General features: G+C 76.5%; 8 protein-coding genes. 1 reads left to right on the top strand and 7 read right to left on the bottom strand.

The features are described from left to right. Window positions 1-4: 4 nt before the first annotated feature. The 4 genes from ABTZ91_RS05810 to ABTZ91_RS05795 all read right to left on the bottom strand — a co-directional run bounded on the left by ABTZ91_RS05810 (window position 5) and on the right by ABTZ91_RS05795 (window position 7,988). Complete coding sequence (locus ABTZ91_RS05810) at window positions 5-1,084, bottom strand: ABC transporter ATP-binding protein (protein ID WP_407077898.1); 1,080 nt, start codon at window positions 1,082-1,084, stop codon at window positions 5-7. Then, entirely contained in the window at window positions 1,081-3,867 is a 2,787-nt protein-coding gene (locus ABTZ91_RS05805; protein ID WP_352075868.1) for an FtsX-like permease family protein, read from the bottom strand. Before ABTZ91_RS05805 ends, ABTZ91_RS05810 begins: the two co-directional genes overlap by 4 nt. A 104-nt stretch (window positions 3,868-3,971) precedes the next feature. Further along, a complete protein-coding gene (locus ABTZ91_RS05800; protein WP_352075867.1) occupies window positions 3,972-7,421 on the bottom strand; it encodes an ABC transporter permease in 3,450 nt (1,149 codons plus the stop codon). A 162-nt stretch (window positions 7,422-7,583) separates the two neighbouring features. Then, on the bottom strand, window positions 7,584-7,988 hold the full coding sequence (locus ABTZ91_RS05795; protein WP_352075866.1) for a globin: 405 nt from the start codon (window positions 7,986-7,988) through the stop codon (window positions 7,584-7,586). Window positions 7,989-8,210: 222 nt separating this feature from the next. Here ABTZ91_RS05795 and ABTZ91_RS05790 point away from each other — a divergent pair, with 222 nt between their 5' ends. Next, window positions 8,211-9,188, top strand: coding sequence for a methyltransferase domain-containing protein (locus ABTZ91_RS05790; protein WP_352075865.1), 978 nt, complete (start codon window positions 8,211-8,213; stop codon window positions 9,186-9,188). A gap of 21 nt (window positions 9,189-9,209) precedes the next feature. Here the strand turns inward: ABTZ91_RS05790 and ABTZ91_RS05785 are convergent, their stop codons facing one another. The 3 genes from ABTZ91_RS05785 to ABTZ91_RS05775 form a co-directional block, all read right to left on the bottom strand. Then, a complete protein-coding gene (locus tag ABTZ91_RS05785; RefSeq protein ID WP_352075864.1) occupies window positions 9,210-10,586 on the bottom strand; it encodes an FHA domain-containing protein in 1,377 nt (458 codons plus the stop codon). Between the two features lie 50 nt (window positions 10,587-10,636). Then, window positions 10,637-11,962: a VWA domain-containing protein gene (locus tag ABTZ91_RS05780; protein ID WP_352075863.1), complete on the bottom strand. Its 1,326-nt coding sequence runs from the start codon at window positions 11,960-11,962 to the stop codon at window positions 10,637-10,639. Window positions 11,963-12,078: 116 nt separating this feature from the next. After that, window positions 12,079-13,512 (bottom strand): PP2C family serine/threonine-protein phosphatase, encoded by a 1,434-nt coding sequence (locus ABTZ91_RS05775; RefSeq protein ID WP_352076046.1) that lies wholly within the window; start codon window positions 13,510-13,512, stop codon window positions 12,079-12,081. Window positions 13,513-13,514: the final 2 nt, after the last annotated feature.

Genomic DNA, 13,514 nt, shown 5'->3' with positions numbered 1-13,514 from the left:
CGCCTCAGCGCCCGCCGCCCGCCTCCGAACCCGTACCCGCGCCCGCGTCCGTACCGGCGTCCCCGCCCGCCTCCGCGTCGTCCGGCCACACCCCGATGTGGTCCGGCTCCAGCTCCAGTGCCACCCGGTGCCGCATGCCCAGCGCCTCGGTGTACTCGGCGGGCAACTGCAGCCGTCCCGCCCGGTCGAGCATCGCGTACTCCCGGGCCACCAGCGACTCCTGGCCCTCCGCGTCGATCTCCGTGCGCCGCAGCACCTCGGAGGAGGTGCGGCCGTCGCGTATCGCGACGGTGCGGCGGACCTCGGAGGCGACCGCCTGGTCATGGGTGACGATCACGATCGTCGTGCCCAGCTCCTCGTTGGCGCGGCGGAAGGCCGCGAAGACCTGCTCGCCGGTGGCCGAGTCCAGCTCGCCGGTCGGTTCGTCGGCGAGCAGCACGGACGGGTCGTTGGCGAGGGCGACGGCGATCGCCACCCGCTGTTGCTGGCCGCCGGACATCTGGTGCGGGCGCCGGTCGCGGATCTCGGAGATGCCGAGCATCGCCAGGAGCTCCTCGGCGCGCCTGGCCCTGTTCTTCTTCCCTCCGGCCAACTGCATGGGCAGGGCGACGTTCTGGGCGGCCGTCAGGTAGGGCAGCAGGTTGCGGGCGGTCTGCTGCCAGACGAAGCCGACGACCTCGCGGCGGTAGCGCAGCCGGGCCTTGCCGTCCATGGCGAGCAGGTCGCAGCCGGCGACCTTCGCGGCCCCGGCGGTCGGCACGTCGAGACCGGCCAGGATGTTCATCAGGGTCGACTTGCCGGAGCCGGACGCCCCGACCAGGGCCATCAGCTCGCCCTCCTTCACCAGCAGGTCGAGCCCCTGGAGGGCCTGCACCTCCACCCCGTCCGTGGTGAAGATCCGTACCAGCCGGTCGCAGGCGATCAGCGCGTCATGGCCGTACGAGGGACGGTCACGGCGCGCCGCCGCCCGCCGTTCCAGCTCCTCCAGGCTCGTACCCGCGCCTCCCGCGCCGCCGGAAACCGCCGAGGTCCCCGTGCTCCCCGAGGTCCCCGTGCTCCCGGTGCTCCCCGTGGTCGTCGTCATCGTGCGTCTCCTGCCCTGAGTTCCCTGATCGAGCCCCTACGGGATGCCCACCACGCCTGCACCAGGGCCGCCCCGGCCGCCAGCAGCACCACCGCGGCCGCCGGAAGCCCCAGCGACCAGGCGTCCGCCCGCAGTGCCGCCCCCAGCGCCATCGCCTCGTCCGGCGCCCTGCCCAGCGCGAGCCGCGCCAGGTCGACGCCCGGCGCGAGCAGCAGGATCGTCACCCAGCCGACCAGCGCGCCGCCCGCCGCCGCGAGGAACGCCTGCGGCAGCGCCTCCAGACCGAGCAGCCGCCGCGCCTGCCGGCGGGTCAGGCCCATGGTGCGCAGCCGGGCGAGGAGCGTGGTGCGCTCGGGCGCGGACTGCAGCAGGGAGAGCGTCAGCGCGAGGACGGCGTATCCGGCGCCCGCGCCGAGGGCGGTGAGATAGATCCGTTCGGCGCCGGTCTGCATCGGCGAGTCGACGTAGCCGGCCCGCTGCTCCTCCTTGAGCGCCACCCGCAGGCTCCCGGCCTTCGCGGTGACCGCGGCGCGCAGCGCCGGGCCGTCCAGGCTCCCGGGCGTGCGCTCGCTCACGAGCAGCGCGGTGGGTGCCCGGTTGGTGAGGTCGTCGCCGTTGACGAGGAGGAAGTCCTTGTCGGGAAGGGCCGGGGTGGCGGTCCGTACGGCGACCACCCTCACATGGAACCGGCCGGCGGCCGCCGTGATCTCGATGGGCGCCCGGCCCAGCCGTTCGGCGACCCGCGGCGAGGCGATCACCGGCAGGACCCGGTCGGTGTCGCCGGTGTGGGCGGGCCCGCCGGTGCCGGTGGACCTCAGCAGGGCGGCGGGGAACGGCCCGAAGCCGGTCCGGGCCGCGAGCCGGGCGTACGAGGCGGGCTCGACGCCGATCAGCGGCGCGCCCATGCCGTTGTCGACGGCGCCCTTGTGGTCGGGCAGCTCCAGGCCGTACTCGATCTGCACCGGCGACACCTCGCCGACACCGGGGAAGCGCCGTACCGTCTCGGCGACTCCGGCGGGCAGCGGCGTCATCTCCAGGTTCTGGTTCACCCGGGCGTCCGCGCCGGTCGCGAGGAGCGCCGCCCGGTCGCGGGCCTCGGCGATCCCGGTGAGCACGGAACCGCCGAACGCGGCCGTGGTCAGCGCCACCAGCAGCGCGAGCAGCGGCAGCGCGCCGGTCGACGAGGAGCGTCCGGCGCGGGCGAGCGACAGATGGCCGACCGCGCCGCGCAGCCTGCGGGCCGGCCGGGCGGCCCAGCGCAGCGGCAGCGGATACAGCCGTACGAGCACGAACGCGGCGATCAGGCCGACCAGGACGGGCGCCGCGCTCACCAGGTAGTCGCCGGAGTCGGCGGTGCCGCGGCGACGCAGGGCGGTGACCGCGCCGATGGCGAGGACGAGGAAGGTGAGCTCGGCGACGGTGCGGCGGGTGGAGGGCCGGGCGGTGACCAGGTCCTCGCGCCCGCCGTGCAGCTGGGGGCGGCGGTGCAGGAACACCGCGCGCAGCGGCAGGACCACCGAGGCGAGCAGGGCGACGGCGGCGGCGGCCGCGCAGGCGGGCCAGAGGCGGGCGCCGCCGCCGGTGCCGACGGCCGGCACGGCCAGCAGCAGCCCGAGCACGGCGGCCGGGACGGCGATGGCGGCGGTCTCGCCGAGCAGCCGGCCGCCGATGCCGGTCAGGGAGGCGCCGCGGGAGCGCAGCAGGGCCAGTTCGGCGTGGCGGCGGGCGGTGAACAGGCCGCCGGTCATGGCGATCACCACGGCCGCGACGGCGCCGATGCCGAAGGCGGCGACGGCGACGACCGCGGCGATGGCGTCCCGCATCCCGGCGTAGTCGGCGACGATGTCGTCGAGGCCGGTGGTGAAGCCGCCGTTGTCGCCGAGCACCTTGCGCAGCTTCACCCGGCCGGGGCCGCTGTCCGCCGAGTCGAGGGCGGCGGCGAGGCGGTCGGTGTCCTGGGCGGTGAGGTGGCCGACGGTGGGCGCGAACCGCCAGTACTGCTCGGGCTCCCCGAGGGTGGTGAGCATCCCGGGGGCGCTCTCGGGCGCGACGAGCAGGGACGCCACCCAGTACCACCGGATCTCGTCGGTGCCCTTCGCGGTGAAGAGGGGGGTGTGCAGCAGCGGGTCGACCGCCCAGTAGCCGTTGTCGACCTCACGCGGCTCGACGACGCCGGTGACGGTGATCGGCTTGGGCGTGCCGTCCTTGCCGGGCACGTGGACGACGGAACCGGGCTTCAGCTGGAGCGCCTTGGCGGTCCTCGTCGTGACCGCCGCCTCCATGGCGCCGCCCGCCCCGGCCCGGGGCGCGCGGCCGGCCGTGAGGGTGGAGTGGGCGGCCAGGTCGGACGGCGCGTCGAGGACGAGCTCCGGCGGCAGGCCGTCCGGCCGCGGCAGCCACGGGTCGAGGCCAGGTATCCGCTTCGTCGTGTGCACGCCGTACGCCGAGTGCGCGGGGTCGGTGCGCAGCGGCGGGGGCAGCAGCGGCAGCAGCGCGTCCCGGGTGGTGCGCAGCCTCTCGGGGGTGAGCTGCGCGGCCTGCGCCGCCGGGCTGAGATGGGCCTCGACCCGGGTGGTCAGGGACAGCGCGCCGCGGCGCGGTTCGGCGGAGTCGACGGCGTGCCACAGGCCCTCGGTCTCGTACGCGTCGACGGCCCTCGGCAGCCCCGCCGCGAGGAAGGCCGTCACCAGGACGAGCAGGCCGTAGGCGAGGGCCGTGCCCGGGGCGGTCCGCAGCCGGGTGCGGACCCAGGGGGCCACGGCGCGGGCGGGCTTGCGGGGCATGGCGTTCGCCTTTCCGCGGGCGGGGGTGGACGGCTGCTGCGGTGACGGTTGCTGTGGTGACGGCTGCCGTGGTGACGGTTGCCGCGGTGCGCGGGGGCCCGGCATCAGTGGTCCCCCTGGGTGCGCAGGGTGACGGCCGGGTCGGTGCGGCGCAGCGCGATCGCGGCGACGATCAGCAGCGGCAGGGCGGCGACACCGGCGAGCAGCAGCGCCACGTGGGCGACGGGCAGTTCGACCAGGACGTCGGGCACGGGCCGGCCGGCCTGGGCGGTGAGCACGACGAGCGGGACGACCGCCCGGGTGAGGACGGTGCCGAGCGCGACGCCGACGAGCAGGCCGATGCCGATGAGCAGGCCCTGTTCGGCGGCGATCAGCCGGGCGAGCCGCCGGCGCGGCGCGCCGAGCGCCCGCAGCACCCCGAACTCCGCCGACCGTTCGCGCATCGAACCGGCCGAGCCGACCGCGAAGCCGACCGCCGCGAGCGCGGCCGCCGCCGCGGCGACCGCCATCAGGGCGGAGTGGGGGCCGGCGCCGAGCGGGTCGCCGAGGAGTTCGGCGGCGGCCTCGTCCCGTACCAGGACCAGGGAGGGGTCGGTGTCCGGGCGGGAGCGCAGTGCCGCGGCGACCTCGGCGGCCCGGCCGGGCTCGGTGGCGAGCCACCACTCGGTGGGCGCCAGGGCCGCGCCGGAGGCGGCCAGCGCCCGGTTGGCGGTGAACAGGTCGAAGAGGAGCGCGCCGCCGTCCTCGGGCAGGGTGGCGGGCGCCGAAGCGGAGACGGTCCGGGCGCCGGGCCCGGCGGTCGGCAGCTCCCGTACGACGGCGGTGATCTCCACGTCGAGGGTGACGCCGCCGAGGGCGACGCCGACGGTGTCGCCCTTCTTCGCCTTGGCGGCGCCGACGAACGCCTCGGTCGCGAGTGCCGGGATCCGCTGGGTCGCGGCGGGGCGGGGGGCGGTGAGCGTCAGCCGGTACGCGTCGGTGCCCGGCTCGCCGGAGCCGTCGCGGCGGTGCTCCGTGGAGCCGCCGACGAAGGTGACGGTGAAGGGGGAGCCGGCGGTCGGCGGGCGGCGCACCGGGTCCTGGAGGGTGTCGCCGTTGGCGAGTTCGCCGGTGAAGGCGGTCTGCCACGAGCGCAGGGCGGTGCGGAGATCGACCGGCTGCCCGGGGCCGCCGGCGCCGACGGGGGCGATCCGCTCGACGGTGAGGACGCGCGGTCCGCCGCGGCCCTCCTCGATCCGGCCGCCGATCTCCAGACCGACCAGACCGAAGCCGCCGCCGGGCCGGGTGGCGCCGTCGGACCGGGTGGCGCCGTCGGACCGGGTGACGCCGTCGGACCGGGTGACGCCGTCGAGCCGGGTGACGCCGTCGGACCGGGTGGCGCCATCGGACCGGGTGACGCCGTCAAGCCGGGTGACGCCGACGGGGTCGGGCAGCGCCACCGTGAGCCGGTGAAGTCGCCCGTCGGCGGGCAGGCTGCCGAGCGGGCGGCGGTACGGGGCGCCGAAGGCGTCCTCGAGGAGGGCGGTGACCTGGGTGGCGGGCGTCCCGGGCGGCGCTGTGTCGCGCAGGTCGACGGCGAGGGCGCGGGTCCCGGCCGGCAGCGGGATGCCGGGCCGCGCTCCGGCCTTCGGGGTGACGGAGGCGAGGCGCTCGGCGGGCCTGCCGTCCGCGAGATCGGGGCGGAAGCGCAGGCCCTCGGCGGCGTGCCGGGTGTCCAGGGCGAGGACGGTCGCCTGCCGGCCGGTGACGTCGGTGGTGGTGCGGTGCGCGGGCGCCGCCTGCCGCACCCCGGGCACGGCCGTGAGCTGCTCGGCGAGCTCACCGGAGCCCGAGGCGAGCAGCCGGACGTCCGTACCGGTGCGGAAGTCGGCCTGGTCCCGCTGCGAGCGGTCCCAGGAGTCGCTCTGGCCGATCGCCAGCATGCCCATGGCGACGGCGAGGACGAGCAGCAGCACCGGGCCCGCGCCGCGCAGCGGGCGGCGGCTGAACTGCCAGCCGGCCAGGGCAGCCGACAGTCCCCGGCCGCCGGCCGCGCGCCGCTCGGCCAGCCGGGCCGCGGGCGGCAGCAGACGGAGCGTCAGGACGGTCCCGGCCAGCAGGGCGAGGGCGGGCGCGGCCACCAGGAGCGGGTCGATGCCGAGGTCGCCCGAGCGGTCGCCGGCGAGCGCGCCGCCGCCCTCGCCGGTCTGCCGGTCCAGCTGCCAGTAGGCGACGCCGGCGACGAGGAGCAGGGCGACGTCGGCGCCGGCCCGTACGGGCGCGGGCAGGGCGGCCGCCCGGCCCCGGCGCAGCGCGACGGCGCCGCCGTCCCCGGCGGCGAGCGCGGGGGCGACGACGGCTCCGGCGCAGCACAGGGCGACCGCGGCGGCGACCAGCCAGACGGTGAGCGGGGGAGTGGCGTCGAGCCGGCCGAGCGCGTCGAGGGCCGACCGGTCGGCGAAGAGGCGGGTGAGCGGGCCGGCGAGCAGCGGGGCGGTGACGGCGGCGGGCAGGGCGAGCAGCAGGGCCTCGACGGTGGCGAGTCCGGCGATCCGGCGGCGGGAGGCGCCGCGGGCGCGCAGGAGCGCGGTCTCGCCGGAGCGTTCGGAGCTGAGCAGCCGGGCGACGAGCAGCAGGGCGTAGGCGGCGAGCAGCACCAGCTGCACGGCCACGATGGAGAGGGTGGAGCGGGAGACGAGCAGGGCCCGGTCGGTCTGTTCCAGGACGGTGGGCAGCAGGGTGCGGGCGGTGACGGTGGCGCCGAATCGGGCCGTGTCGGCGGCGATCGCCTTCGGGCCCTCGGTGGCGGCGGTGCGCAGGGCGTCCATCCGGCCGGTGGTGACGCCGGTGTAGTCGGCGGTGGCGAGCCAGGCGGTGTCACCGGTGGTGAGCCGGCCCGAGCCGAGGACGGCGGGGTCGGCGAGCAGCGGGCCGTACGTGGTGAACACGACGGTCTTCACGCCGCGCCCGCCGGCCAGGTCGAGCTGCCAGTAGAGGTCGGCGGTGTCGAGCGGCCGGTAGACGCCGGTGACCTTGGCCTTGACGGTCTTTCCGCCGAGCCGGTCGGTGAGGTCGAGGACGGTGCCGGGCGTGATCCCGAGCCGCTGGGCGGCCTCTTCGGGCAGGGCGGTCTCGACCGGGTCGCGCGGGCCGGTCGCCTTCGGCCAGGAGCCGCCGGCCAGGGTGATCCGCGAGCGGTCGAGCGCGGCGAAGTGGGTGAGGTCCGGCTCGCTCCCGCGGGCGTCGGCGGGCTTGACGGAACGGGGCAGCGCGTACGTGCCCGAGCGCTCCAGCTTCCGCAGGGTGACGGGCAGTCCGTCGAAGGTCTGCCGGGCGCCCTCGCGGACGGCGGTGTCGGCGCTCGCCCGCTTGCCGGCCGGGACCTGGCTGGTGACGACGAGGGCGGCGGCGGGCGCGGAGCGGCCGCGCAGGGTGCCCTGGAGGGCGGCGTCGCCGATGGCGCCGGAGAAGGCGGCGAGGGTGGCGAGGACGGCGGTGGTGAGGAGGACGGAGAGTAGGGCGGCGGACAGCAGGAGCCGGTGCGCCCTGACCCGTAGGAGTACGAAACCCGTCACCCGTTTCCCCCCTGAAAACACCGTGATCGTTCACGATCGAACGTTCAGGGGATGGTTTCAGAGGGCATCGGGTCTGGAAACCGCTTTCGGATCGACCTTGATGGGATCGTGACCGTTAATCGGCGTTCCGTCACCGGAATGTGTTCGTCCGGGAGCGGGCGGTCAGTCCGCGGTGTTGATCATCGAAGCGGCGGCATAGGTCATGTAGCGCCACAGCTGCTGCTCGTGCTCCGGCGCGAGCCCCAGCTCGTCCACCGCGGCCCGCATGTGCCGCAGCCACGCGTCGTGCGCCGCGCGGTCGACCGTGAACGGGGCGTGCCGCATCCGCAGCCGGGGGTGGCCGCGGTGGTCGCTGTAGGTGCGCGGGCCGCCCCAGTACTGCATGAGGAAGAGCACCAGCCGCTCCTCGGCCGGCCCCAGGTCCTCCTCCGGGTACATCGGCCGCAGCAGCGGGTCCTCGGCCACTCCCTGGTAGAAGCGGCGGACCAGACGCCGGAAGGTCTCCTCGCCACCCACCTGCTCGTAGAAGGTCTGCTCCTGAAGCGTGCCGCGCGGAATCTCGTTCACCGTTCCATCGTCTCAGATGCCCCGGCGGAGGACCGGAGGTCTAGGACCCCTGACCGGAAGGCACCGCCGACCGGCCGGGACCACCACCTGGGAGTCCGCGCTGAGCGGCCGGGACCACCACCCGGGCGCCCGCGCCGACCGGACGGGACCATCACCCGGAAGGCACCGCCGACCGGACGGGAGCGGTGGCCGGATCGCGTTGGTCCGCAGCACAGTGGACCCATGGGTGCACCGCACGACCTGTTCGCCGAGGAGGCCGCGCGGGCGCGGCGGGCGCTGGTGCGCCAGATCGAGGCGTACGGCGCCCTCGGCGACCCCGCCTGGAAGGCCGCCTTCACCCACGTCCCGCGCCACCTCTTCGTCCCCTACTACTACGTCGCCGGGCCCGGCGGCTACGAACGCCTCTGGTCCGGCGACCCCGACCCGGCCCGCCGCGCCCGCTGGCTCAGCGGCGCCTACCAGGACACCGCCCTCGCCACCCGGGTCCGGGACGGCGAGCTGATCTCCTCCGCCAGCCAGCCCTCCCTGATGGCGCGGATGCTCCAGGCCCTCGACGTCCGCGACGGCCACGACGTCCTGGAGATCGGCGCGGGCACCGGATACGGCGCCGCCCTGCTCTGCCACCGCCTCGGCGACGACCACGTCACCACCGTCGACCTGGACGAGGAGATCACCGAGTCCGCCCGCGCCCACCTCGCCGCCGCCGGTCACCGGCCCGCCGTGATCACCGGGGACGGCGCCCGCGGCTGCCCCGAGCGCGCCCCGTACGACCGGATCGTCGCGACCTGCGCGGTGGGCTCCGTCCCGTACGGCTGGCTCGCCCGGTGCCGGCCCGGCGCCCGGATCCTCACCCCGCTGTCCACGGGGCTGCTCGTGCTCGACGTCCGCGACCCCGGCCACGCCGAGGGGCGCTTCCTGGCCACCTCCGCCTATTTCGTCGCCCTGCGCGGCGGCAGCGCCCGCCCGGAACCGCCCCGGCGCACGGCCGGGCTGCCGCGGGGGGTGGGGGAGGACGAGCGGTTCGCGTTCCTCACCGGCCTCGCCGGGGAAGCCCTGGACACGCGCGAAGCGCTCGCGCTCTGGCAGCGCGAGGGGCGGCCGGAGCGGGAGCGCTTCGGGGTGACGGTGAGCGGCGGGCGGCAGTGGGCCTGGCTGGACGACCCCGAAGGGCCGTACGCCTGGCCCCTGCCGGGCGGATGACCGCGCGCTTGCGGTACGGGCTCAGCCGCGCCGGACGGTGATCGTCGTCCAGGCGCCGACGTGCACCCGGTCGCCGTCCTGGAGCTGGACCGGCACGTACGGCTGGATCGGATCGGGCGAGCCGTTGATCGTGGTGCCGTTGGTGGAGTTCTGGTCCACCACCGCCCACGAACCGTCCGGCTGCTGCACCAGCACCGCGTGCTGGTGCGAGACGCCCGGGTCCTCCGGCGGCACCGACAGGTCGATGTCGGGCGACTCGCCGGTGGAGTGCCGGCGGCGGCCGATGCTGACCTGGCTGCCCTGGAGCGGCACGTGCTGCTCGGGGGAGTACGCGGGCAGGTTGAGCCCCGACGCCTCCGGGCCGCTGCGCTGCATCATCGCCATGAAGTAGTCACGGTCCGGGCCGATCACCGCGGTCCAGCCCGCCTGCGGGCGCGGCTGCTCCTGGAACTGCTGCGGCGGGCCCTGCGGGGCCTGGCCCTGGGGCGCCGGGCCCTGGCCCGGGCCGTGGCCGTGGCCGGGGCCGTGCGGGCCGCCGGGGTGCCGTCCGCCGGGACCGGGCGCGGGGGCCGGCGGCTGCTGCGGGGTCGACGGCGGCGGCAGCATCCAGTCGTCGTCCGCCCGGGGCTGCGGCGGCGCGGGCTGTGGCGGCGCCTGGTGGAAGCCCTGCGGGGCCTGCGGCGGCTGGTGCGCCTGGGGCGGCTGCGGCGGCTGGTGGGCCGGGGGTGCCTGGTGGGCGGGAGGGGCCTGGTGGCCGGGCGGCGCCTGCGGCGGGGCCATCGGCGGACGCTGCGGCGGCGCCTGGTGGTGGGTCGCGTCGGCGCCCAGCGGCTCGGCCGGGCGGTTCACCTGCGAGGGCCGGGAGCCCTGGTACTCGTACGGGTCGGGGTGCTGCGGCGGCGCGGGGCGCGGCGGCGCGGGGCGCGGCGGCGACTGGAAACCCGGGGGCAGGTGGAGACCGGGCGGCGGTCCCTGCGGCGGGCCCTGCGGCGCGGCGCCCGGACCGGGCTGCCCGTGCGGACCGGGCTGCCCGGGGCCCGGCTGCCCGTGCGGGGGTGCGATCGGCGTGTACGAGGTCGCCGTGTTCGTGAGGAAGTTCCAGCGGCACTCCTCGCAGAACGGCGCCATGTGCTCGCGCGGGGTGCGGCACTGGGGGCACAGCTCGGCCTGGGCGGTCGCGTTCGGGTCGTAACCGCCGGGCGCGGGAGCACCGGGCGGCGGCACCGGGGCGCCGGGCCCGCCGGGACCACCGGGGCCGGGGTAGCCGTACGCGGGCGGCGGCGGGGGAGGCGGCGGCACGGCACCCGTCGGCGCACCCGCCCCGGCCGCCATGCGGTGGCCGCAGACCTCGCACCAGTCGTCGGAGACCGACTGGTGTCCGTTCGGGCAGGTCGGCATGTCGGTGCTTCCCCCTCTCGTCACGTCATCACGCGCTGCTTCGTCACGCCTTACTTCTTCACGCGAACGGTCTTGGTGGAGCGGGTCTCGAGAGTCATCTCGTCCGCTTCGGCGACCTTCGCCTTCAACCGCACAGTACCCGTCGCGGCGTCGACCACGTCCACCACCTTCGAAAGGAGTTTCGCCGTATCGGCGTTGCCGGAGGCCGCGGCCAGCTGCACCGCGCGCCCGAGTTTGGCCGTCGCGCCGTCGAAATCACCCGATTTGCGGGCGTCGAGGCCCTGCTGGATGACATCGGCCAGCTCGGCCTGCCCCGTGTAGTGCGCGACCTGCGGATTGATGGAGGTCGACATCGCCAGGTCGTCGGTCCACACCGCCCGTACCAGCCCCTGCGCCAGGGTCGTCGGCGTACCGCCCGCCGGGTCGGGGACGATCAGCGAGACCCGGGCGGCCAGCATCTCCTGCCCGATCGCGGCCTGCGGGACCCGCACGGACACGTGGTAGTCACGGGACTCGTCGCCCCAGGAACCGGTCGGGTAGTCCCCGGCGCGGGGCCCCGCCTCGGTGCGCCGGCCCGTCAGGTCCTCGACGGTCGGGGCGACCTGCTTCACGAAGCCGATCTCCACGCCGACCGGGGTCCACAGGCGCAGCGCGACGTCCGCGACCTCCTTGCCCATGGCCTTCTCCATCATCGTGGTGAAGTCCTCGGCGAGACCGGCCGGGTCGGCGACGATGTCGGCCGTGCCGAGCAGCGCCGAGGCGATGCCCCGCACCTCGTCGACCTCCCAGTCGGTGCCCACCCCGCGCGCGTCGCAGGTGAACCGGCCGGAACAGTGGTCCAGGGCGGCCCGCAGCGCCTCGGGCGTCTCGTGCTCGTTGCGGCCGTCGGTGAGCAGGATGCCGTGCCGGATGGCGGCGTCGGCGGAGGACAGCAGCCGGTCGGCCAGGCGCAGCCAGGTCCCGATGGCGGTGCCGCCCCCCGCGCTCAGGCGGCGCAGCGCGGTCTTCGCCTCGGCGCGGGTGCGCGCGTCGGCGACGGCGAGACGGCCGTCACCGGGGTAGACCTCCTTCGCCACGTGGGTGCCGGCCACGACCGCGAAGGAGGTGCCGTCGCGCAGCACGTCGATGGCGGCGGCCGTCGCGTCGCGCGCGCCGCGCATCTTGGACGAGGGGTAGTCCATCGACCCGGAGCAGTCGAGCATCAGGACCACCGCGGCGGAGCCGGCGGCGGCCGGCAGGGCCGTACCGGCGGTGCCGCCGCCGGTGGAGGTCACGGTGACGATCGCGCTGACGTCCCGACCGCCCTCCGGCAGGTACTCGTTCTGGTACACGTCCACCGAGAACTGCGGCCCGGTCGGCTTGGAGAAGTTGGCCATGGGTGATTCGGCTCCTCGGCTCACGAGGGAAGGGAAGATCGGGGGCGGGGCGTCCGTCCGTGGGCGGCGACAGCGACGGTGACAGCGACGGCGACGGACGGACGGCGGGGCGCGGGCTAGGCGGATCCTGCCCCGGGGGACGGGACGGCGAACGGCAGCAGCGCGACCGTGATGTTGTCGTGGCCTCCGCCGTCGAGGGCGTGGCCCACCAGGACCTGGGCGCCGTGCAGCGGACGGGCGGACGCGTCCGGCGGCACGACCCGGGCCATGTCCTCCGCGCCCTCCGCGTAGTTCCACAGACCGTCGGTGCAGACCACGACCACGCCCGCCCGGTCCGGCTTGAACGCGGCGGTGTGCGGCTCCAGTTCGTACGAGTCGGCGCCCAGCCAGCCGGTGATGGCGTGGGCGCGCTCGTCCGCGTACGCCTGTGCCTCGTTCATCAGGCCCGCGGCGACCATCTGCGCGGCCCACGAGTCGTCCTCGGTGAGCCGGGCGGGCGGCGAGGTGCGGTCGTCCGGCACCCAGTAGGCCCGGCTGTCGCCGACCCAGCCGACGACGAGCAGCCCGCCGGCCACGATCGAGCCGACGATGGTGCAGGCCGGGGCGTTCTGGTGCTCACGGTCGGCGGTGGTCGGCTCCGCGAGGGCGTTGACCGCCTCGGCGGCGGCGACGATCGCCTCGTGCATGGCCTGCTGCGGGTGGGTCCCGCGGGGCAGCGCCGCCACCAGCGCGGCGCTCGCGGCGGAGGCGGCGGCGCTGGACGCCTCGTCGGGACGGGTCGCCGAGGAGACGCCGTCACAGACGACGGCGAGCGCGGCGGGGGAGCCGTCGGGCAGCGACGCCGACGCCACGGCGAACGAGTCCTCGTTACGGTGGTGGCGCAGCCCGCGGTCGCTCACGGCGGCCACGGAGGACAGCTCCTCCTCCATGTGGTCACGCTCGCGCGGCTGCGCGTGCCCGCAGTGCTCGCAGTACCCGTCCCGGTCCACCCGCCCGGCCCGGCACGCCACGCACACCTTCCGCGCGTCCCCGGGCGCGGCGGCGGGGCCGGCCGCCGGGGCCTGGCCCCCGGCCCGGAGCGCGGCGCGCGGATCGGGCGCCGGCAGGGTGAAGTCCCCGTCCCCTTCCTCGGCGGAGACACCCGCCTCCGCCGAGGGGCCGGGCCCGGTCGGGACACCCGCCTCCGCCGCGGCGTCCGTCCCCGCCGAGGCACCGGGCCCCTCCGCAGCACCCGCCTCGGCCGACGCACCCGGCCCCGCCGGGACCTCGTCCGTGCGGACCGGGATCGTCGGGAGGTCGCGGCCGCCCGAGTCGGTGCCGGGGAGTTCGCCGGGGTGCTGGGTGGCGGTCGTGAGGGAGGCCGGGTCGCGGGGCGGGGGTTCCGGCCAGTCGACGGGGAGGGGGATCGGGACCGTCGGGCGGTCCGGGACCGGCGACGCGGCCGACAGGTCGTATCCGCACGCCCCGCAGAAGCGGTCGCCGGACTCCAGCGGCTCCGCGCATTCGGGGCAGGTCCCGAGGGGATGCGGGGCCTTGGGCTTCAGGGACATAC

It is taken from the genome of Streptomyces sp. NPDC126499, assembly GCF_040302485.1.
Classification (GTDB): domain Bacteria; phylum Actinomycetota; class Actinomycetes; order Streptomycetales; family Streptomycetaceae; genus Streptomyces.
The sequence above is the reverse complement of the archived record's forward strand: the minus strand, read 5'-3'. Positions and strand labels throughout refer to the sequence as shown.